We start from the raw sequence: 18999 nt of genomic DNA, 5'->3' as shown, positions 1-18999 counted from the left end.
CTATTCCTCGCTGGCGACAAGCAACGGCGTCAGCGCATCCAACACTTGCTGCGGCTGAATATCGATCAAACTTTGGTGATACCCCTGTTCGGCATCGCCCTTACGCACCTTGTGGTAGCCGCTGATCAAGCGAATCACCCGCGCCTTGTCGGAGAGCGGCGGCGTGAAGTCGGGGCTGCTTGGGCCGTACAAGGCTATCAGCGGTTTGTTCAACGCTGCGGCAACGTGCATTAAACCGGAGTCGTTGCTGACCACCGCCCGGCAGGCCGCGATCAGGATCACCGCCTGCTCCAGCTGGGTTTTTCCGGCCAGATTAAGGCAGAAATCGCGCGCGTCGTCCTGCAACGCGGCGCGGATCTGTTCGCCGGCCTCATGGTCTTTTGCCGAACCGAACAGCGCGATTTGATAGCCGCTCTCGATCAGCCGTTGAGCCAGCGCCGCGTAGTGATAGTGCGGCCAGCGCTTGGCGGGGCCGAACTCCGCGCCTGGGCAGAAGCCGACGATCGGGCGGCTGTCGGTCAGGTTGAAGGCTGAGGTGGTTTCGGCGATCTCTTCGTCGCTCACCCGCAGCTGCGGCCACAGCAGCGGCTGCGGCAGATCGTCGGCGCGCTGAACGCGGCCTTTGTCATAGGCCAGCGCCACATAGCGCTGCACCATCAGCGGGAAAGCCGCCTTGTCGAGCACGCGCACGTCGTTCAGCAGGCCGTAGCGCATTTCGCCCCGCCAGCCGGTGCGCTGCGGGATATCGGCGAAGAAAGGCACCAGCGCGGATTTGAACGAGTTGGGCAGAACGTAAGCGCGATCGTAACGGTTGGCGCGCAGAGCGCGCCCCAGGCGGCGGCGTTCGCCGAGCCCCAGCGCGCCGTGGCCCAGCGGCATCGCCAGCGCCTGATTGACTTCCGGCATGCGCGCCAGCAACGGGCGGCACCAGGCCGGCGCCATCACATCGATCTCCGCTGTCGGATATTCGGCCTTCAGGGTGCGATAGAGACTTTGCGACATCATCATGTCGCCAACCCAAGAAGGGCCGATAACCAGTATTTTCATACCCAGCGTTAATTCCTTCAGCTTATGCGGTGCGGTTCAACCAGGCCATGTACTCTTTCACGCCTTCGGCGACCGTTTTGAACGGTGCGTCGTAGCCGGCGGCGCGCAGCTTGGTCAGATCGGCCTGGGTGTACGCCTGATAGCGGCCCTTCAGCTTCTCCGGGAACTCGATGTATTCCACCGCGCCTTGCTGATGGAAGTCCACCACCGCGTCAGCCACCGCCTGGAAGGTTTCCGCCCGACCGGTGCCGCAGTTGAAGATGCCGGATTTGCCGGTTTCCCAGAACCACAGGTTGACCGCCGCCACGTCGCCGACGTAGATGAAGTCACGCTTGAAGTTTTCGCTGCCGGCGAACAGTTTCGGGTTTTCGCCGCGGTTGATCTGGGTGTTCAGGTGGAAGGCGACGCTGGCCATGCTGCCTTTGTGGCCTTCGCGCGGGCCGTAAACGTTGAAGTAGCGGAAGCCGCAGATCTGCGAGTCCGCTTCCGGCAGGATCTCACGCACGTACTGATCGAACAGGAATTTGGAATAACCGTACACGTTGAGCGGCGCTTCATACTGACGCTCTTCGATAAACTCTTCGCGGCCGCCGTAAGTGGCGGCGGAGGAGGCGTACAGGAACGGAATTTCGCGATCCAGGCAGTAGTGCAGCAGGTCTTTGGAGTACTGATAGTTGTTGTCCATCATGTACTTGCCGTCCCACTCGGTGGTCGCAGAGCAGGCGCCTTCGTGGAACACCGCTTCGATCTCGCCCAGATCGTCGCCGGCCACGATGCTGGCGATAAAGTCTTCTTTATCGATATAGTCGGCGATGTCCAGATCGACCAGGTTGACGAACTTGGTGCCGTCTTTCAGGTTGTCCACCACCAGGATATCGCGATATCCCTTGTCGTTCAGTGCCTTAATGATGTTGCTGCCGATCATGCCGGCGCCGCCAGTAACGATAATCATTGGGTTACCCCTGCTAAGCTGCCTGGTGGGGCACAATGCCCCACGCTCAATGGCGGTTATCATAGCATTTCATGCCGCGGCAAACAGCGGAAGGGCTCCGAATATCCCGCATTGCCATTGAAGTCCGCCGTTTGCCGTGATATCTGCTGCAATTTTAATATTCTCTCCCGCGCATTCTCGTCAGTTTGGTTACAAATCAGTAAAATATGCCGCAATTAGCCCAATCCTGGAGATAACCGAATGTCAGCGTCTTTTTATCAGCAGTTGGAACAACAGCTTGCCGCCACGCGCAGTGAAGGGCTGTTCAAGGAAGAACGCATCATTACCTCCGCGCAACAGGCGGACATCGCCGTCGCCGACGGCAGCCATGTGATCAACTTCTGCGCCAATAACTACCTGGGCCTGGCCAACCATCCGGCGCTGATCGCCGCCGCCAAATCGGGGATGGACAGCCACGGTTTCGGCATGGCGTCGGTGCGCTTCATCTGCGGCACCCAGGACAGCCACAAGCAGCTCGAACAGAAACTGGCGGCCTTTTTGGGCATGGAAGACGCGATCCTGTACTCCTCTTGCTTCGACGCCAACGGCGGGCTGTTCGAAACCCTGCTCGGCCCGGAAGACGCCATTATCTCCGATGCGTTGAACCATGCGTCGATCATCGACGGCGTGCGGCTGTGCAAGGCCAAGCGCTATCGCTACGCCAATAACGACATGGCCGAGCTGGCCGCGCAGCTGAAACAGGCCAAAGCCGACGGCGCGCGCCACATTCTGATCGCCACCGACGGCGTGTTCTCGATGGACGGCGTGATCGCCAACCTGAAAGGGGTTTGCGATCTGGCGGACGAGTATCAGGCGCTGGTGATGGTGGATGACTCCCACGCGGTGGGCTTTGTCGGCGCCAACGGGCGCGGCACCCATGAATACTGCGAAGTGATGGGCCGCGTCGATATCATTACCGGTACGTTAGGCAAGGCGCTGGGCGGCGCGTCCGGCGGCTACACCGCCGCCAAGAAAGAAGTGGTGGAGTGGCTGCGCCAGCGCTCGCGCCCGTACCTGTTCTCCAACTCGCTGGCGCCGGCGATCGTCGCCGCGTCGATCAAAGTGCTGGAACTGTTGGAAGAGGGTGATGCGCTGCGCGATCGCCTGTGGGCCAACGCGCGTCTGTTCCGCGAAAAAATGACCGCCGCCGGCTTCACCCTGGCCGGCGCCGATCACGCCATCATCCCGGTCATGCTGGGGGAGGCGAAGCTGGCGCAGGAATTCGCCAATGCGTTGCTCAAGGAAGGCATCTATGTGACCGGTTTCTTCTATCCGGTGGTGCCGAAAGGCCAGGCGCGCATCCGCACCCAGATGTCCGCCGACCACACCCCGGAGCAAATCGAACGCGCAGTGGCGGCGTTTACACGTATCGGTAAGGATCTTGGCGTTATTGCATAAGGTAAAACCATGAAAGCACTGTCAAAACTGAAAGCGGAAGAAGGGATTTGGATGACCGACGTGCCTCAGCCGGAGCTGGGCCACAACGACATCATGATCAAAATCCGCAAAACCGCGATCTGCGGCACCGATGTGCATATCTACAACTGGGACGAGTGGTCGCAAAAAACCATTCCGGTTCCGATGGTGGTCGGCCATGAATACGTGGGCGAAGTGGTGGCGATCGGTCAGGAAGTCAAAGGCTTCAGCATCGGCGATCGCGTGTCCGGCGAAGGCCACATCACCTGCGGCCACTGCCGCAACTGCCGCGGCGGCCGCACGCACCTGTGCCGCAACACCATCGGCGTGGGCGTGAACCGTCCGGGCAGCTTCGCGGAATATCTGGTGATCCCGGCGTTCAACGCCTTCAAGATCCCGGATAACATCTCCGACGAACTGGCTTCGATCTTCGATCCGTTCGGCAACGCGGTGCATACTGCGCTGTCGTTCGATCTGGTCGGGGAAGACGTGCTGGTGTCCGGCGCCGGTCCGATCGGCATCATGGCGGCGGCGGTGTGCAAACACGTCGGCGCCCGTCATGTGGTGATCACCGACGTTAACGAATACCGTCTGGAACTGGCGCGCAAGATGGGCGTGACCCGCGCGGTGAACGTCAGTAAGGAAAACCTCAACGACGTGATGGCCGAGCTGGGTATGACCGAAGGATTCGACGTCGGTCTGGAAATGTCCGGCGCGCCGCCGGCGTTCCGCACGCTGCTCAATGCCATGAACCACGGCGGACGCATCGCCATGCTGGGCATTCCGCCTTCGGATATGTCGATCGACTGGAACCAGGTCATCTTCAAAGGGCTGTTTATCAAAGGGATTTACGGCCGCGAAATGTTCGAAACCTGGTACAAGATGGCGGCGCTGATCCAGTCCGGCCTGGATTTGACCCCAATCATCACCCACCGTTTCTCGATCGACGAGTTCCAGCAGGGCTTCGACGCCATGCGCTCCGGCAAGTCGGGTAAAGTGGTGCTGAGCTGGGATTAATCTCGGCAGACGTGAAAAAGGCCGGAATTCCGGCCTTTTTTTATGCTTGCGGTTTGGCTTGCGTCCAGTGTTGCCAATGACGCTTGATGAAGGTCACCGGCGGCGAGGTGGCAATGCTGTCGGCGATGACGCCCAGCGCGGTGCCGGCGTTGGCTTTTTCCTTCGGCGGTTTGACCTTGCACTGCTTGATGCCGCCGCTGAACGGATTTTTCGGCTGCGGTTTTTGCGGTTTGACCGGCGGTGGGACGTAGCTGCCGCCGCCGTTGCCCTGTGGTTCGTTCAGCAGCGCGCTCGGTTTGACCAGCACGATATCGGCGGGCAGCGACGGCAGCATCTGCTGCAGCACTTTCACCGTCGCCGGGCGTGGGTGGCCGATGGCGATGGCGGAGCCGTTGCGCCGCGCCAATTCGACCGCGCGGTTGAACTGGCGGCGGATGTCGGCTTCGTTCGCGGTATCGTCGAGGAACACCTTGCGTTTGATCACCTTCACGCCGGTGCCGGCCGCGGCGCGGGTCGCCTGGCTGTTACCGATGGTCATGCTGTCGAGGAAGTACAGGCGGTAGCTTTCGAGCGCCTGCATCACTTTCTGCATGCCCGGCAGGCTGGAGGTCATGGCGCTGCCCATGTGGTTGTTCATGCCGACCGCGTAGGGCACGTTGTTCACCGCATTGCGGATGATGCGCTGGATCTCGTCGCTGCTCATGGAGGGCTGCAGGGTATCGCGTTCCAGCGGCTGCTTGCTGAGCGGCGCCATCGGCATGTGGATCAAGACTTCGCGGCCCTGGCTGTGGGCGCGGGTGGCCATCAGGCGGGCATGCGGCGCGTTGGGCAATACCGCGACCGAGATCGCCGTCGGCATTTGCAGCACCGCGTTTTCTTCGTGAGGGCGGTAGCCCACGTCGTCGATGACGATGGAGAGTTTCCCTGCCTGCGCAGCGTAAACCTGCAGCAGACAGCCTATTAACAGAGCTGTACGGGTTTTGACATAGCGCAAATCTATCTTCCCAACCACGGCAGTGGGTTAACCGCCTGTCCCTGACGACGGATTTCGAAATAGAGCGACGGCGTTCCCTGGCCGCCGCTGGTGCCGACCAGAGCGATCGGCTGGCCGGCGCGCACCTGCGCCCCGACGTTGACCAACGCGCTTTGGTTATAGCCGTACACGCTCATGTCGCCTTTACCGTGTTCGACCACCACCATCAGGCCATAGCCTTGCAGCCAGTCGGCTAGCAGCACGCGGCCATCGGCGACGGCTTTCACTTCGCTGCCTTCGCGGGCTTCGATCACCATGCCTTTCCAGCGTAGCTCGCCCTGCTGCTGCTCGCCAAAGCCGTGCAGCGTGCGGCCGCGCACCGGCCACATCAGCTGGCCGGCCGGACGGCCGAGGCCGCCGGTTCGCGCCATCAGCGAGCGATCGGCTTCGCTAGGTTTGTAGGTGGTGCCGGTTTTCTTCGCCTGCTGTTCCTTGATGCGCACCTGTTCGCGCACCTTGGCCGCTTCACGCGCTTCGCGTTCGGCGCGCGCACGGGCTTCGCGCTCCGCCCGGGCGATCTTGTCGCGCATGCGGGCTTCGTTTTGGCGCAGTTCCACCAGGCGTTGTTGGTCTTTTTCCAGCGAGGCTTCCAGCGCGGTCAGCGTTTTCTTGCGGGCGCCGCGCGCCTGCTCCAGCTTCTGCTGCTGCGTCTGTTGTTCGCTCAGTAAGGATTTTTGCTGGCCCTGTTTGGCCACCAGCGTGGTTTTTTGCTTCGCTAGCTCGGCGCGGGTCTGTTTCAGCTCTTCGATGGTTTTCTGGCGCGCTTCGTTCAGATAACCGAAATAGGCCAGAATACGTTCGCTGCGCTGGCTTTCTTCACCGCTGAGGATCAGCTGCACGGCGCTGTGCTGCCCTTGCCGGAAGGCGGCGTCGAGCTGTTTGGCGAGGAGGTTTTGCTGGGTCGATTGCTGCTTTTGCAGCTTGGCGATCGAGGCGTTTAGGCCGGAAATGTCCTTGCCCAACTGGGTGAGCGTGCCCTGGGTGTCGCGCAACTGGCGGCTGGCCTGAGCGATGGTTTTTTCCTGCTGCCGCAGCTGATCCTGCAGCGAGCTGCGCTGCTGTTGCTGCTGCTTCACCGCTTTTTCTTTCTCGGCGATGCTCTGCTGAATGTCTTTCAGCTGGGATTTATTGTCTTCCGCCGCCTGGCCGGCGAGCGGCAACAGCAAGACGCCAGCGCAAAATACGCTGGCGCACATGGCGGTGAACGTCCTTGGCGCGGTGCGTTCAGGCAGCGGCCGGCTGCCTGCGTTTGCGCTTCGGGTTACCCTTGATAGTGCAAAAAACGCCTTCTCCCTCATGGAGAAGGATTATTCCACGATGAACAGCGGCTTACCAGTCATCTCTTGCGGGATTTCCATTCCCATCAGCGTTAACAGGGTTGGCGCGATGTCCGAAAGCTTGCCGCCTTCGACCGCCTGCGCCGGTTTGCCGACGTAAATCAGCGGCACCGGCAGGCTGGTGTGGGCGGTATGCGCCTGGCCGGTGGCCGGATCGCGCATCTGCTCGGCGTTGCCGTGATCGGCGGTGATCAGCAACTGACCGTCGACGTCGCGCACCGCGTCAACCACCTGGGCGATGCAGGCGTCCAGCGTTTCCACCGCTTTGACCGCCGCTTCATACACACCGGTATGCCCCACCATGTCGCCGTTCGGGTAGTTGCAGATAATGGCGTCGTATTTGCCGCTGCGGATGGCGGTCAACAGTTTGTCGGTCAGTTCGGCGGCGCTCATCTCAGGCTGCAGATCGTAGGTGGCGACCTTCGGCGAATTGACCAGCACGCGGTCTTCCCCTTTGAACGGCGCTTCCACGCCGCCGTTATAGAAGAAGGTGACGTGGGCGTATTTTTCGGTTTCCGAGATGCGCAGCTGGGTTTTGTCGTGCTTCATCAGCCATTCGCCGAAGGTGTTGGCCAGCGACGCCGGCGGATAGGCGCAGGCGGTGTCGATGTCGGCGGCGTACTCGGTCAGCATCACGAAATCGCCGAACTGCACCTGTTTGGCGCGTGGGAAACCGTCGAAATCCGCGTTCACGAAGGCGCGGGTGATCTGGCGCGCGCGGTCAGCGCGGAAGTTCATGAAGATCAACGCATCGCCGTCCTGCATCGCGGCATCGGCCTCGCCGGCGGCGCGAATGACGGTCGGTTTGACGAACTCGTCGTTTTCACCGCGCTGGTAGGCGGCCTGCAAACCGGCTACCGCATCGTCGGCCACGTAGTCGCCTTTAGCCGCGGTCAGCAGGTCATAGGCCAGCTGCACGCGATCCCAACGGTTGTCGCGATCCATGGCGTAGTAGCGCCCAATGAGTGAAGCGATGCGCCCGACGCCCAGCGTGGCGAAGGCCTCGCGGCAGCGCTGCAACGGGGCTTCGGCGCTGCGCGGCGGCGTGTCGCGTCCGTCGAGGAAGGCATGCAGATAGACGGCTTTGGCGCCGCGCCGGGCGGCCAGTTTAATCATGGCCAGGATGTGCTCGTCGTGGCTGTGCACGCCGCCCGGCGACAGCAGGCCCATGATATGCACCGCTTTGCCGGCCGCCACGGCCTTATCGACGGCGGCGGTCAGGACCGGATTGGCGAAGAAGTCGCCGTCGGCGATCGCTTTGTCCAGCCGGGTCAGATCCTGGTATACGATGCGCCCGGCGCCCAGGTTGACGTGGCCGACTTCGGAGTTGCCCATTTGGCCGTCGGGCAGGCCGACATCCAGTCCTGAAGCGGCGATCAGCGTATGCGGCTGCTCCCGCCACAGGCGATCCATCACCGGGGTGCCGGCGTTCAGGATCGCGTTGTCCTGCCGCTCTTCACGGTGGCCGTAACCGTCCAGGATCACCAGTACCATCGGTTTTTTGTTGCTCGACATTGCATTGACCTCTTATGAACTTTTTAAGCTGCGAATAGCCATGCGCCCGCCGGAAGCATGGCTGTTCGCCCTCGAAAAACCGGCTGATTTTACACCGCCGCCGGCGATAAATAGCCCAAAGAGATCAAGGTTGCGGCGAATCGCGCGGGCTTTTATGCTCTGACCTCGGGAATTTCTCAGCGCAGCCCGCAGTTTCTACAATCGCGCTTGCTTATTGGCTGTATTTGCCGCACTCGGCAGGTATACTCTGGAACCTTGACTTATTTATCCCTTAACTGACGGGAGTTGTTACACCCCATGCTGCAAGAAATTATGCCATTCGTAAGCAGACACCCTATTCTGAGCCTGGCTTGGATCGCTCTGCTGGTCGCCGTGATCGTCATGACCTTCAAAAGCCGTTTCTCCAAGGTCAAAGAGATCGCTCGCGGTGAAGCTATCCGCCTGATCAACAAAGAAGATGCCGTGGTGGTCGACACCCGCAGCCGCGACGATTTTCGCCGTGGTCACCTGGCCAGCGCCATCAACCTGACCGCCAGCGAAATCAAAAGCGGCAGCCTGGGCGAGCTGGAAAAACACAAAGCGCAGCCGATCATCGTCGTGTGCGCCAACGGCACCGCCTCCCGCGAACCGGCGGAGAACCTGAGCAAGGCCGGTTTTGAAAAGGTGACGATGCTGAAAGACGGCATCGCCGGCTGGAGCGGAGAAAACCTGCCGCTGGTGCGCGGCAAGTAACCGTTAAACCTATTTGAGGTGGCAATCCATGGCTAACATTGATATCTACACCAAAGCGACTTGCCCGTTCTGCCATCGCGCCAAGGCGCTGTTGAACAGCAAGGGCGCGGCGTTTAACGAGATCGCCATCGATGGCGATAACGCCAAGCGCGAAGTGATGATCGAGCGCAGCGGGCGCACCACCGTGCCGCAGATTTTCATCGACGGCCGGCATATCGGCGGCTGTGATGATTTATATGAACTCGATGCTCGCGGCGGCCTGGATCCGCTGCTTTAAGCAGCTTGCCGGTTCACCGAGTGTCAATAAGGACGTTTAACCAAGGGTATTACTCACATGTCAGAACAAAACAGCACTGAAATGGCTTTCCAGATCCAACGTATTTATACCAAGGACATCTCCTTCGAAGCGCCGAACGCGCCGCAGGTTTTCCAGCAGGAATGGCAGCCGGAAGTTAAACTTGATCTGGATACCGCGTCCAGCCAACTGGCTGACGAAGTGTATGAAGTGGTACTGCGCGTAACCGTGACGGCGACCCTGGGCGAAGAGACGGCGTTCCTGTGCGAAGTGCAACAGGCGGGCATCTTCTCGGTAGCAGGCATCGAAGGCACGCAGCTGGCGCATTGCCTGGGCGCATACTGCCCGAACATCCTGTTCCCGTATGCGCGCGAGTGCATCACCAGCCTGGTTTCCCGCGGCACATTCCCGCAGCTGAACCTGGCACCGGTCAACTTTGACGCGCTGTTCATGAACTATCTGCAGCAGCAGGCGGAAGGCGAAGGTGCCGCACCACATCAGGATGCCTGATGAACACCGTCAATGCTTCAATGACTGTCATCGGTGCCGGCTCGTACGGCACCGCATTGGCCATCACGCTGGCGCGTAACGGCCACACCGTGGTGTTGTGGGGGCATAACCCCGCGCAAATTCAAACGTTGCAGCGCGATCGCTGCAATCAGGCGTTTCTGCCCGACGTTCCTTTCCCCGATACCCTGCTGCTTGAAGCCGATTTGGCGCGTGCGCTGGCCGCCAGCCGCGACGTGCTGGTGGTGGTGCCGAGCCATGTGTTCGGCGACGTGTTGCGCCAGCTGAAGCCGCATCTGCGCCCTGACGCCCGCATCGTGTGGGCCACCAAGGGGCTGGAGGCCGAAACCGGCCGGTTGCTGCAGGACGTGGCGCGTGAGGCATTGGGCGAGGCGATCCCGCTGGCGGTGCTCTCCGGGCCGACGTTCGCCAAAGAGCTGGCCGCCGGCCTGCCGACGGCGATTGCGCTGGCGGCGACCGATGCGCAGTTCGCCGACGATCTGCAACAGCTGCTGCACTGCGGCAAGAGCTTCCGCGTCTACAGCAATCCCGACTTCATCGGCGTTCAGCTTGGCGGCGCGGTGAAGAACGTGATCGCCATCGGCGCCGGCATGTCCGACGGCATCGGTTTCGGCGCCAACGCCCGCACCGCGTTGATTACGCGTGGGCTGGCGGAAATGAGCCGTCTGGGTTCTGCGCTGGGCGCCGATCCTTCGACGTTCATGGGCATGGCGGGGCTGGGGGATCTGGTGCTAACCTGCACGGACAACCAGTCGCGCAACCGCCGCTTCGGCATTATGCTGGGGCAGGGCAAAGGCGTGCAGGAAGCGCAGGACAGCATCGGTCAGGTGGTCGAGGGCTATCGCAATACCAAAGAGGTGTTGGCGTTGGCGCAGCGGCACGGCGTGGAAATGCCGATCACCGAACAGATCTATCAGGTGCTTTACTGCCACAAGGACGCCCGCGAAGCGGCGCTGAGCCTGCTGGGGCGAGCCCGAAAGGACGAAAAACCCAGCGCGTGACATAAAACGATATGTCGGGGCAGCGGAATGCTGACCCCGCAAATGACCTGGGCCGCTCCGCGCCACCGTGTGAAGCGGCCCGTTTGGCAAGGCAAAGGGGTATGTGATGTCGTCAGAAGAGTTGGAACAGGTCTGGAACAGCATTAAATCAGAAGCGCGAGCACTGGCTGATTGTGAACCGATGCTGGCCAGCTTTTTCCATGCGACGTTGCTCAAGCATGAGAACCTGGGCAGCGCGCTCAGCTATATGTTGGCCAACAAGCTGGCGACGCCGATCATGCCCGCCATCGCGGTGCGCGAGGTGGTGGAAGAGGCCTACAAGTCCGACAATCAGATGATCGTTTCGGCGGCGCGCGATATTCTCGCGGTGCGGCTGCGTGACCCGGCGGTCGATAAATACTCCACGCCGCTGCTTTACCTGAAAGGGTTCCACGCGCTGCAGGCTTACCGCATCGGCCACTGGCTGTGGCAGCAAGGGCGGCAAGCGCTGGCGATCTACCTGCAAAATCAAATTTCCGTCGCCTTCGGCGTAGACATCCACCCGGCGGCGACCATCGGCTGCGGCATCATGCTCGACCACGCCACCGGCATCGTGATTGGTGAAACGGCGGTGGTGGAAAACAACGTCTCTATTCTGCAGTCGGTCACCCTGGGCGGTACCGGGAAAACCAGCGGTGACCGTCACCCGAAAATTCGCGAAGGGGTGATGATTGGCGCCGGCGCCAAAATTCTCGGCAATATCGAAGTGGGCAAGGGCGCCAAGATCGGCGCGGGCTCGGTGGTCTTGCAGGCGGTGCCGCCGCACACCACCGCCGCCGGCGTACCGGCGCGTATCGTCGGGCGCCCGGAGAGCGATACGCCGTCGATGGATATGGATCAATACTTCAACGGCACCAACCACGGATTCGAGTACGGCGACGGCATTTGAGTGCCGTCTGCGCAGCCATTCAGGGGGAGCTTCGGCTCCCCCTGTGTTTTTCAAGCGGCGGTCAGCCCTGTTTCGGGAACTGGGTGATATCGGTAACGATATCGTCGATCGCCGCCTTGACGTCATCCGCCGTGACCGGCGTGCTGTCGTTGTTGACGGTTTTACCGTAGGCCTTGCGCACCACTTCCATCACCGTTTTACCGGTATCCTGGTCGATCAACTCGCCTTCGATATACAGCGCGGTATTTTGCGTCCGGTGCCCGGTAGCCGCCATGGTGCTGGCAACCACCGCAGCAACCGGCACCACCTCATAGAACTTCATGTCTTCGTTTTCGGCCGAAACGGCGGTGATGGCGAGTTTGGCCACCAGCACGCGCGAGCCCGCCGGGCTTGGCAGAATGGTAAAGCGGTTCTGCAGCGCGGTTTTGATCCGCTGGGTCGCGTAGGCCTTAATCTTGTTCAACGTGTCCTGGCTGACGCGCGCCGTGGGTTTCTCCGCCGGGAAATAGACCACCGGTTGGAAATAGATGCCGCGATAGTTGGATTCCTTGTAACTCGGATCTACCCAGCGCAGCGTTTTATGACCGCTTGGCGAGGTGGTTTCCTGCAGTTTGCTGTAATCGGACAAGAAGCCCGAATATTGCGACGTTTGGGTGACTTTGGACGAACAGCCCGCCAGCAACAGGCCCGCTGCCAGAACGGCCATGGCAACGCTCAAGCGTTGTTTTTTCATGTGGTTTCCTATGATGAGTGGTGATTACCCTTACAAAACATAGCGCATTATCTGCGGCGTAGCGGGCATTTTCGGGGCCGGGCGTGCCCTGTCGCGGCCTTTTTTCAGGATCGTGATGCGCCGCCGGTTTTTGTCGCCAGCGCCGGTGATAAGGCGGCGAGTGAGGCATCCGCTCTGGCCCGCGTCAGGCGTAGCTCAGCTTGCCACTGTGGCAACAATGGCCAGAGATCCGCCTGATGTTCGGCTTGCAGGCACCAAACCTCCCGGTCGTGCCAATCACCGAGGGCATTTTGCGCCGCTTTCAGGCTCGTCATCGCGGTGGGAGAAAGGGGAAGGCGTTGCGGGTAGGCTTCGGCCGCGTAACGCAGGCGTTTAACCAGCAGCCGAAGACGGTGGCGATCGTAGCCGGTATCAGCCAACGCCCGGCGCAATTGCCGTTGCTGGCGCTGCAGGTGTCGGTTCACACGGTGTTTGGCGGCGCGTTGCGCGGTGCGGCGAAAGCGGTGCGGCCAGGCGTGCAATAGCGAAGGGAAGCTGATGAGCTGCGGGTTGGCGAGCAGTTGGCGGCAGCGGGCCTGAAAATCGCTCTGGCGCACGTTGGCCTGCCAATCCAGATGATGGTGCGCCAGTTCGGCGATCAGCACCTCGAGATCGCGCAGCGGCGTCGTGAGCCTGCCCAACTGGGCGGCGGCCCGATCGAGCCGCGTTGCGCCGGGGCAACCGTGCAACGGGCGCAGCAGACTGCGGATACGGCGCAGACTGACGCGCAAATCGTGCAGCGCTTCGCTGTCCGGCGCCTGTTGCAGCCGCTGTAGCGCCTCGTTCAGCGCCGACTCGAGCCGGCGAAGCGGGGTGACAATATCCTCGACGAAAGCCATGTGCCGTTCCTGGAGAGAGCATCGCAACGATGCCTCCTTCAGTATGGCGCGTCGTTGCGGATTACGCCTTGATCAGCGCGCCGGCATAGTCCAGCTGCCGCCAGGCTTCATAAACCACCACCGCGACGGCATTCGACAGGTTCATGCTACGGCTTTGCGCCTGCATCGGGATGCGGATTTTTTGCTGCGCGGGCAGCGCATCGAGGATGTCGGCGGGCAACCCGCGCGTTTCCGGGCCGAACAGCAGGTAGTCGCCGGCCTGATAGCTGACGGCGCTGTGCGCCGGCGTGCCTTTGGTCGTGAGAGCAAACAGCCGTTGCGGATCCTCGGCGGCGAGAAAAGCGGCGTAGTCGGCATGACGGTGGACGTGGGTGAACTCATGGTAATCCAGCCCGGCGCGGCGCAGACGCTTGTCGTCCCACGGAAAACCCAGCGGTTCGATCAGATGCAGATTAAAGCCGGTATTGGCGCACAGGCGGATGATATTGCCGGTATTGGGTGGAATCTCGGGTTCAAATAAAACGATGTTCAGCATGTTGCAGGCCCCTCGTGAACGAGGGGCGCAGGATAGCAAACTCTTACTGTTCTGTCTTAGACGATAGGCGTTGATGATGCAGCGGCAGCCACAGCACCAGCCGCAGGCCGCCGAGCGGGCTGTCTTCGGCCTTCACCCAGCCGCGATGCTGATTGACCGCCGCCTCGACGATCGCCAGACCAAGGCCGGTGCCGCCGGACTCACGGTCGCGCGCCTCATCGGTGCGGTAGAACGGGCGGAAAATCTGCTCGCGATCTTCGGCGCTGACGCCGGGGCCGTCGTCGTCAACCTGGATGGTCACGCCCTGATTGTCGGCGCTGAACGCCACGGCGATGCGGGTGTGCGAATAACGCAGGGCGTTGCGCACGATGTTTTCCAACGCGCTGTCCAGCGCGCTCGCGTTGCCGAACAGCGTCCACGGGCCGGGAGGCGCAGCGATCTCCAGCTGCTTGCCCATCTGTTCCGCTTCGAAACGGGCGTTGTCCAGCACGTCGGCCCACAGTTCGTTGGCCTTCAACTGCTCGCGCGCCAGCTCGCCCTTCTGCTGCCCGCGCGACAGCGCCAGCAGATCGTTGATCATCGAATCCAGCCGCTGCGCTTCGGTTTCGATGCGCGCCAGTTCGTGGCCTTCGCCGTGGCGGCGGCGCATCAGCGCGGTGGCCAACTGCAGGCGAGTCAGCGGCGTGCGCAGCTCGTGCGAGATGTCCGAGATCAGCCGCTGCTGCGCGTTCATCATGCGCTCCAGCGCGCTGACCATTTGGTTGAAGCTGGCACCGGTAGCCAGGAACTCCTGCGGACCGGCCTCCAGCTCCGGATGCTGCTTCAGGTTGCCGCGCGCCACGTCATCGGCGGCGTTCTTCAGCTTGCGCGCCGGCTTCGCCAGGCTCCAGGCCAGCCACAGCAGCAGCGGGGCGCTGATCAGCATGGTGACGATCAGCAGCAGCAGCGGCCGGTCGAACATCAGGTTGATGAAATCGGATTGCGGGCTGTTGGCGGGACGGATCAGGTACAGCTGGTAGTTGTCTTCGCCGTCGCGCACCGCGAACGGCCCGACCAGCTCGACGCGGCCGTATTTTTTCTTCTTCGGATGATCCGAGTTATCGGATTGGCCGATGAAGTTGCGGACGATCTGCATTTCGTTGCGCTGCGCGCCGATCACCCGGCCTTCGCTGGTGACCAGCAGCAGGCGTTGGCCCGGCGGTGCCCATTTGTCGATGGCGCGGAACAGGCGGCGCCACCACATCAGATCGTTGGCCGGATCGTTTTGCAGCTCGGCCTCGACGTGCTGTTCCAGCATCAACCCCTGCCGCTGCTCGCTGTCGAGCAGCGAGGTCATTTGGCGGGAGTCGAGCTTGGGCACCATCAGCACCAGCATTAGCACCAGGGCTAACGTGAACCAGAAAATGGCGAAGATGCGTGCCGTCAAACTGTTGATCATGTTGCAGATACCATCAAATAACCACGCCCGCGCAGGGTTTTGAACCACGGATGCCCGTCTTTGCGATCCGGCAGCTTACGCCGCAGGTTGGAGATGTGCATGTCGATAGCGCGATCGAACGGAGTCAGGCGTTTGCCCAGCACTTCCTGGCTCAGCAGTTCGCGCGACACCACCTGGCCGAGATGCTGCGCCAGCAGATACAGCAGGGTGAACTCGGTGCCGGTCAGATCCAGCACCTGGCCGTCGAAGCTGGCCTCCTGGCGGCCGGGGTTCAGCTGCAGGCCATCGACATCCAGCGTCGGGGCGCCGCTGTCGACCTGTTGCTGCTGTTCGCTCCAGTTAGAACGGCGCAGAATGGCGCGAATGCGCGCGACCAGCTCGCGATCGTTGAAGGGTTTCGGCAGGTAATCATCGGCGCCCAGCTCCAGGCCCAGCACGCGGTCCAGCTCGCTGCCGCGCGCGGTCAGCATGATGACCGGCGTTTGGTGATGTTGGCGCAGTTCTTTCAGCGTATCGATGCCGTTTTTCTTCGGCATCATGATGTCGAGCAGCAGCAGATCGACGGAGCTGTCCAGCAGCGACAACGCCTGCTCGCCATCGTGCGCGACGACGATATTAAAACCTTCCATTTCAAGCAGTTCTTTTAACAGCGAGGTCAACTCGCGGTCGTCGTCAACTAACAGAATCTTGTTCATTATGATTTACCTCCAGACGCAAAATACGTCATCAACTGTTGCCATTCCATGACTTTACGTAGTTTTACATGCACTGACGCAGGTTTTCAGGTGTGGCGGTACACTGCTCCTCGTTGATTCGCAAAGTGAGAAAGCTTGAGGAGTTGAAATGCGTAAGGTGACCGCATTAGTTATGGCATCACTGCTGGCAATTGGTTCGACCGCTGCCTTCGCTGCCGACACTATACCGGACACAGCCCAACCTCCCGGCAACGACGCGATGACCCGAATACCCGGCCAGCACCATATGTTCGACGGTGTCAGCCTCAGCGAACAGCAGCGCCAGCAAATGCGCGATTTGATGCGCCAGGCCCGGCACGATCTGCCTGGTGTCAATGTAGCTGAAATGGAAGCCATGCATAAACTGGTGACCGCAGAGAAATTTGACGAAGCCGCCGTGTACGCCCAGGCGGAAAAGATGGCCCAACAGCAGGTCAAGCGCCAGGTCGAAATGGCCCGGGTGCGCAACCAAATGTATAACCTGCTGACGCCAGAGCAAAAAAGTGTTTTAGACCAGAAACATCAGCAGCGCATGCAGCAGATGGAGCAACAAATTTCTGGTTTGCAGCAAGCTTCTGCCCAGAAGTGAAGTACGACTGAGTAGTCCCCTGTTTTTCCTTGCCATAGACACCATCCCTGTCTTCCCCGCCATGATGGCGGGGTTTTTTTTATCCGACATTTCGCTATATTGAGCGCCACACCTTTTGGCCGGGGCCCCTTATGGAACAGCGCTATGCACGCCTGGTAAAGTCCGCCGCGTTGGCCGCAACCGCGCTGGCGTCGTCGCTGCTGTTGATCAAAATCGTCGCCTGGTACCACACCGGTTCGGTCAGCCTGTTGGCGGCGCTGGTGGATTCGTTGGTCGATATCGCCGCCTCGCTGACCAACCTTCTGGTGGTGCGCTATTCGCTACAGCCGGCCGATGCCGAGCACACCTTCGGCCACGGTAAAGCGGAATCGCTGGCGGCGCTGGCGCAGAGCATGTTTATTTCCGGCTCCGCCCTGTTTTTGTTCCTCACCGGCTTCCAGCACCTGTATGCGCCGCAAACGCTGCGCGATCCCGGCGTCGGGGTCGTGGTGACAGTGATCGCGTTGGTCAGCACGCTGATTCTGGTCACCTATCAACGCTGGGTGGTCAGAAAAACGCGCAGTCAGGCCGTACGCGCAGATATGCTGCATTATCAGTCAGATGTCATGATGAATGGTGCTATTCTTATCGCTCTTGGGCTAAGCTGGTACGGCTTCCAACGGGCGGATGCGTTGTTCGCGCTGGGCATCGGCGTTTACATCCTCTATAGCGCGTTGCGCATGGGCTATGAAGCGGTGCAGTCGCTGTTGGATCGGGCGTTGCCGGATGACGAGCGCCAGGCGATTATCGCCGTGGTTTCCTCCTGGCCCGGCGTGAAAGGCGCACACGATCTGCGCACGCGTCAGTCGGGGCCGACGCGTTTCATCCAGCTGCATCTGGAGATGGAGGACACGCTGCCGCTGCGCGAGGCGCACCGGTTGGCCGATCAGGTGGAACAAGCCCTGCGGCAACGTTTTGCAGGGGCGGACGTCATCATTCACCTGGATCCGTGCTCCGTGGTGCCGCCGGGTAGGCAGGGGCATTGGGAGCTATAATCATATAGAGGCATAGCGCAACGTATTATCATGAATATCTGAGTTAGCTCAGCGTGCCATGCGGTGTTTTAACCGTTATATTGCGTGACTTGAATCAATTCAGCTGGGTGTTTTTGATATAATATCCAGCAATAAGCCGTAAAGCTGGTTTTCTGCAGCCGGAGAGGTTTCAAGACGATCGGCGGAGACAGAATTCTTAAGAAATTGCATCTACACAGTTCAGAGGTAGTCATGATCAAGAAAATCGGTGTACTGACGAGCGGCGGTGATTCGCCGGGTATGAACGCTGCAATCCGCGGCGTTGTGCGTTCTGCGCTTTCAGAAGGTCTGGAAGTTTTTGGTATTTACGATGGCTACCTTGGCTTGTACGAAGATCGCATGGAGCAGCTGGACCGCTATAGCGTGTCCGACATGATCAATCGCGGCGGCACCTTCCTCGGCTCTGCCCGCTTCCCGGAATTCAGGGATGAAAACGTGCGCGCCAAGGCGATTGAAAACCTGAAGAATCGCGGTATCGACGCGCTGGTGGTGATCGGCGGCGACGGTTCCTACATGGGCGCCAAACGCCTGACGGAAGAAGGCTTCCCGTGCATCGGCCTGCCAGGCACCATCGATAACGATGTCGCCGGTACCGACTACACCATCGGTTACTTCACCGCGCTGGAAACCGTGGTGGAAGCGATCGACCGCCTGCGCGATACCTCCTCGTCGCACCAGCGCATCTCTATCGTGGAAGTGATGGGCCGTTACTGCGGCGATCTGACGCTGGCGGCGGCGATTGCCGGCGGCTGCGAATTCATCGTGCTGCCTGAAATCGAATTTAATCGCGAAGATCTGGTGTGCGAAATCAAGGCCGGTATCGCCAAGGGCAAAAAGCACGCCATCGTAGCGATCACCGAGCACATCTGCGACATCGATGAGTTGGCGCGCCACATCGAGCAGGAAACCAAGCGTGAAACCCGCGCTACCGTGCTGGGCCACATTCAACGCGGCGGTTCACCGGTCGCCTATGACCGCATCCTGGCCTCGCGCATGGGCGCCTACGCCATCGAACTGCTGCTGCAGGGTTACGGCGGCCGCTGCGTCGGTATCCAGAACGAAAAGATGGTGCATCACGACATCATCGACGCGATCGAAAACATGAAGCGTCCGTTCAAGGGCGACTGGCTGGAAACGGCGAAAAAGCTGTACTGATTCGCCGCTCACCGCGCGCCGAAA

General features: G+C 60.7%; 20 protein-coding genes. 10 read left to right on the top strand and 10 right to left on the bottom strand.

Translation table 11 applies throughout. The features are described from left to right. Together rfaF and rfaD are read right to left on the bottom strand one after the other, a co-directional pair. On the bottom strand, window positions 1-1047 hold the full coding sequence (rfaF, locus tag ACUTQY_RS23120) for an ADP-heptose--LPS heptosyltransferase RfaF (RefSeq protein ID WP_033645195.1): 1047 nt from the start codon (window positions 1045-1047) through the stop codon (window positions 1-3). A gap of 22 nt (window positions 1048-1069) precedes the next feature. Further along, entirely contained in the window at window positions 1070-1999 is a 930-nt protein-coding gene (rfaD, locus tag ACUTQY_RS23115; RefSeq protein WP_033645196.1) for an ADP-glyceromanno-heptose 6-epimerase, read from the bottom strand. A 240-nt stretch (window positions 2000-2239) separates the two neighbouring features. Here rfaD and kbl point away from each other — a divergent pair, with 240 nt between their 5' ends. Both kbl and tdh read left to right on the top strand, forming a co-directional pair. After that, entirely contained in the window at window positions 2240-3436 is a 1197-nt protein-coding gene (kbl, locus tag ACUTQY_RS23110; protein ID WP_033645197.1) for a glycine C-acetyltransferase, read from the top strand. Between the two features lie 9 nt (window positions 3437-3445). Next, window positions 3446-4471 carry an L-threonine 3-dehydrogenase gene (gene tdh, locus ACUTQY_RS23105; protein WP_033645198.1) on the top strand — a complete coding sequence of 342 codons (1026 nt, stop codon included), beginning with the start codon at window positions 3446-3448 and terminating at the stop codon, window positions 4469-4471. A 40-nt stretch (window positions 4472-4511) separates the two neighbouring features. Here tdh and ACUTQY_RS23100 read toward each other — a convergent pair whose 3' ends face one another. The 3 genes from ACUTQY_RS23100 to gpmM are packed head-to-tail and all read right to left on the bottom strand — an operon-like array spanning window position 4512 to window position 8356. Continuing rightward, window positions 4512-5465, bottom strand: coding sequence for a divergent polysaccharide deacetylase family protein (locus tag ACUTQY_RS23100; RefSeq protein WP_046687967.1), 954 nt, complete (start codon window positions 5463-5465; stop codon window positions 4512-4514). A 2-nt stretch (window positions 5466-5467) separates the two neighbouring features. Then, entirely contained in the window at window positions 5468-6802 is a 1335-nt protein-coding gene (envC, locus tag ACUTQY_RS23095; protein WP_028128084.1) for a murein hydrolase activator EnvC, read from the bottom strand. A gap of 9 nt (window positions 6803-6811) precedes the next feature. Further along, the gene (gene gpmM / locus ACUTQY_RS23090) at window positions 6812-8356 is read right to left on the bottom strand and encodes a 2,3-bisphosphoglycerate-independent phosphoglycerate mutase (RefSeq protein ID WP_033645200.1); all 1545 of its coding nucleotides are present in this window, start codon (window positions 8354-8356) and stop codon (window positions 6812-6814) included. A 297-nt stretch (window positions 8357-8653) separates the two neighbouring features. Here gpmM and ACUTQY_RS23085 point away from each other — a divergent pair, with 297 nt between their 5' ends. The 5 genes from ACUTQY_RS23085 to cysE all read left to right on the top strand — a co-directional run bounded on the left by ACUTQY_RS23085 (window position 8654) and on the right by cysE (window position 11840). Further along, entirely contained in the window at window positions 8654-9088 is a 435-nt protein-coding gene (locus ACUTQY_RS23085) for a rhodanese-like domain-containing protein (protein ID WP_033645201.1), read from the top strand. 28 nt (window positions 9089-9116) lie between these two features. Further along, the gene (grxC, locus tag ACUTQY_RS23080) at window positions 9117-9365 is read left to right on the top strand and encodes a glutaredoxin 3 (RefSeq protein ID WP_004931142.1); all 249 of its coding nucleotides are present in this window, start codon (window positions 9117-9119) and stop codon (window positions 9363-9365) included. Between the two features lie 57 nt (window positions 9366-9422). Next, window positions 9423-9893, top strand: a complete 471-nt coding sequence (gene secB, locus ACUTQY_RS23075; protein WP_004931139.1) for a protein-export chaperone SecB — start codon at window positions 9423-9425, stop codon at window positions 9891-9893. Then, entirely contained in the window at window positions 9893-10912 is a 1020-nt protein-coding gene (gene gpsA / locus ACUTQY_RS23070) for an NAD(P)H-dependent glycerol-3-phosphate dehydrogenase (RefSeq protein WP_033645202.1), read from the top strand. The genes secB and gpsA overlap by 1 nt, the downstream gene beginning before the upstream one ends. A 106-nt stretch (window positions 10913-11018) precedes the next feature. Continuing rightward, entirely contained in the window at window positions 11019-11840 is an 822-nt protein-coding gene (gene cysE / locus ACUTQY_RS23065; RefSeq protein ID WP_025304676.1) for a serine O-acetyltransferase, read from the top strand. Between the two features lie 61 nt (window positions 11841-11901). On the opposite strand, the gene ACUTQY_RS23060 is transcribed toward cysE, so the two are convergent. The 5 genes from ACUTQY_RS23060 to cpxR all read right to left on the bottom strand — a co-directional run bounded on the left by ACUTQY_RS23060 (window position 11902) and on the right by cpxR (window position 16119). Further along, the gene (locus ACUTQY_RS23060) at window positions 11902-12573 is read right to left on the bottom strand and encodes a DUF3313 domain-containing protein (RefSeq protein ID WP_033645203.1); all 672 of its coding nucleotides are present in this window, start codon (window positions 12571-12573) and stop codon (window positions 11902-11904) included. A 104-nt stretch (window positions 12574-12677) separates the two neighbouring features. Further along, window positions 12678-13451, bottom strand: a complete 774-nt coding sequence (locus tag ACUTQY_RS23055) for a CHAD domain-containing protein (protein ID WP_089195303.1) — start codon at window positions 13449-13451, stop codon at window positions 12678-12680. Between the two features lie 61 nt (window positions 13452-13512). Then, window positions 13513-13986 (bottom strand): tRNA (uridine(34)/cytosine(34)/5-carboxymethylaminomethyluridine(34)-2'-O)-methyltransferase TrmL, encoded by a 474-nt coding sequence (gene trmL / locus ACUTQY_RS23050; RefSeq protein WP_046687965.1) that lies wholly within the window; start codon window positions 13984-13986, stop codon window positions 13513-13515. Between the two features lie 43 nt (window positions 13987-14029). After that, window positions 14030-15424 (bottom strand): envelope stress sensor histidine kinase CpxA, encoded by a 1395-nt coding sequence (gene cpxA, locus ACUTQY_RS23045; protein ID WP_015379421.1) that lies wholly within the window; start codon window positions 15422-15424, stop codon window positions 14030-14032. Further along, window positions 15421-16119, bottom strand: a complete 699-nt coding sequence (gene cpxR / locus ACUTQY_RS23040; RefSeq protein ID WP_004931124.1) for an envelope stress response regulator transcription factor CpxR — start codon at window positions 16117-16119, stop codon at window positions 15421-15423. The genes cpxA and cpxR overlap by 4 nt, the downstream gene beginning before the upstream one ends. 148 nt (window positions 16120-16267) lie before the next feature. Between cpxR and cpxP the strand changes: the two genes are divergently transcribed. The 3 genes from cpxP (at window position 16268) to pfkA (ending at window position 18975) form a co-directional block, all read left to right on the top strand. Next, on the top strand, window positions 16268-16747 hold the full coding sequence (gene cpxP, locus ACUTQY_RS23035) for a cell-envelope stress modulator CpxP (RefSeq protein WP_004931122.1): 480 nt from the start codon (window positions 16268-16270) through the stop codon (window positions 16745-16747). Window positions 16748-16878: 131 nt separating this feature from the next. Then, a complete protein-coding gene (fieF, locus tag ACUTQY_RS23030; protein ID WP_033631333.1) occupies window positions 16879-17781 on the top strand; it encodes a CDF family cation-efflux transporter FieF in 903 nt (300 codons plus the stop codon). A gap of 231 nt (window positions 17782-18012) precedes the next feature. After that, window positions 18013-18975: a 6-phosphofructokinase gene (pfkA, locus tag ACUTQY_RS23025; RefSeq protein WP_004931116.1), complete on the top strand. Its 963-nt coding sequence runs from the start codon at window positions 18013-18015 to the stop codon at window positions 18973-18975. The last annotated feature ends 24 nt before the right edge of the window (window positions 18976-18999 follow it).

It is taken from the genome of Serratia sp. TSA_130.1, assembly GCF_052691795.1.
This window is presented reverse-complemented; position numbering and strand designations above follow the sequence as displayed.

Excerpts from the sequence above, each read along its gene's own strand:
- secB (WP_004931139.1), top strand. The coding sequence starts at position 9,423 with ATGTCAGAACAAAACAGCACTGAAATGGCTTTCCAGATCCAACGTATT.
- cpxR (WP_004931124.1), bottom strand. The coding sequence starts at position 16,119 with ATGAACAAGATTCTGTTAGTTGACGACGACCGCGAGTTGACCTCGCTG.
- ACUTQY_RS23060 (WP_033645203.1), bottom strand. The coding sequence starts at position 12,573 with ATGAAAAAACAACGCTTGAGCGTTGCCATGGCCGTTCTGGCAGCGGGC.
- rfaD (WP_033645196.1), bottom strand. The coding sequence starts at position 1,999 with ATGATTATCGTTACTGGCGGCGCCGGCATGATCGGCAGCAACATCATT.
- ACUTQY_RS23055 (WP_089195303.1), bottom strand. The coding sequence starts at position 13,451 with ATGGCTTTCGTCGAGGATATTGTCACCCCGCTTCGCCGGCTCGAGTCG.
- ACUTQY_RS23085 (WP_033645201.1), top strand. The coding sequence starts at position 8,654 with ATGCTGCAAGAAATTATGCCATTCGTAAGCAGACACCCTATTCTGAGC.
- trmL (WP_046687965.1), bottom strand. The coding sequence starts at position 13,986 with ATGCTGAACATCGTTTTATTTGAACCCGAGATTCCACCCAATACCGGC.
- grxC (WP_004931142.1), top strand. The coding sequence starts at position 9,117 with ATGGCTAACATTGATATCTACACCAAAGCGACTTGCCCGTTCTGCCAT.
- gpmM (WP_033645200.1), bottom strand. The coding sequence starts at position 8,356 with ATGTCGAGCAACAAAAAACCGATGGTACTGGTGATCCTGGACGGTTAC.
- envC (WP_028128084.1), bottom strand. The coding sequence starts at position 6,802 with ATGAGGGAGAAGGCGTTTTTTGCACTATCAAGGGTAACCCGAAGCGCA.
- gpsA (WP_033645202.1), top strand. The coding sequence starts at position 9,893 with ATGAACACCGTCAATGCTTCAATGACTGTCATCGGTGCCGGCTCGTAC.
- tdh (WP_033645198.1), top strand. The coding sequence starts at position 3,446 with ATGAAAGCACTGTCAAAACTGAAAGCGGAAGAAGGGATTTGGATGACC.
- cpxA (WP_015379421.1), bottom strand. The coding sequence starts at position 15,424 with ATGATCAACAGTTTGACGGCACGCATCTTCGCCATTTTCTGGTTCACG.
- fieF (WP_033631333.1), top strand. The coding sequence starts at position 16,879 with ATGGAACAGCGCTATGCACGCCTGGTAAAGTCCGCCGCGTTGGCCGCA.
- cpxP (WP_004931122.1), top strand. The coding sequence starts at position 16,268 with ATGCGTAAGGTGACCGCATTAGTTATGGCATCACTGCTGGCAATTGGT.
- pfkA (WP_004931116.1), top strand. The coding sequence starts at position 18,013 with ATGATCAAGAAAATCGGTGTACTGACGAGCGGCGGTGATTCGCCGGGT.
- rfaF (WP_033645195.1), bottom strand. The coding sequence starts at position 1,047 with ATGAAAATACTGGTTATCGGCCCTTCTTGGGTTGGCGACATGATGATG.
- kbl (WP_033645197.1), top strand. The coding sequence starts at position 2,240 with ATGTCAGCGTCTTTTTATCAGCAGTTGGAACAACAGCTTGCCGCCACG.
- cysE (WP_025304676.1), top strand. The coding sequence starts at position 11,019 with ATGTCGTCAGAAGAGTTGGAACAGGTCTGGAACAGCATTAAATCAGAA.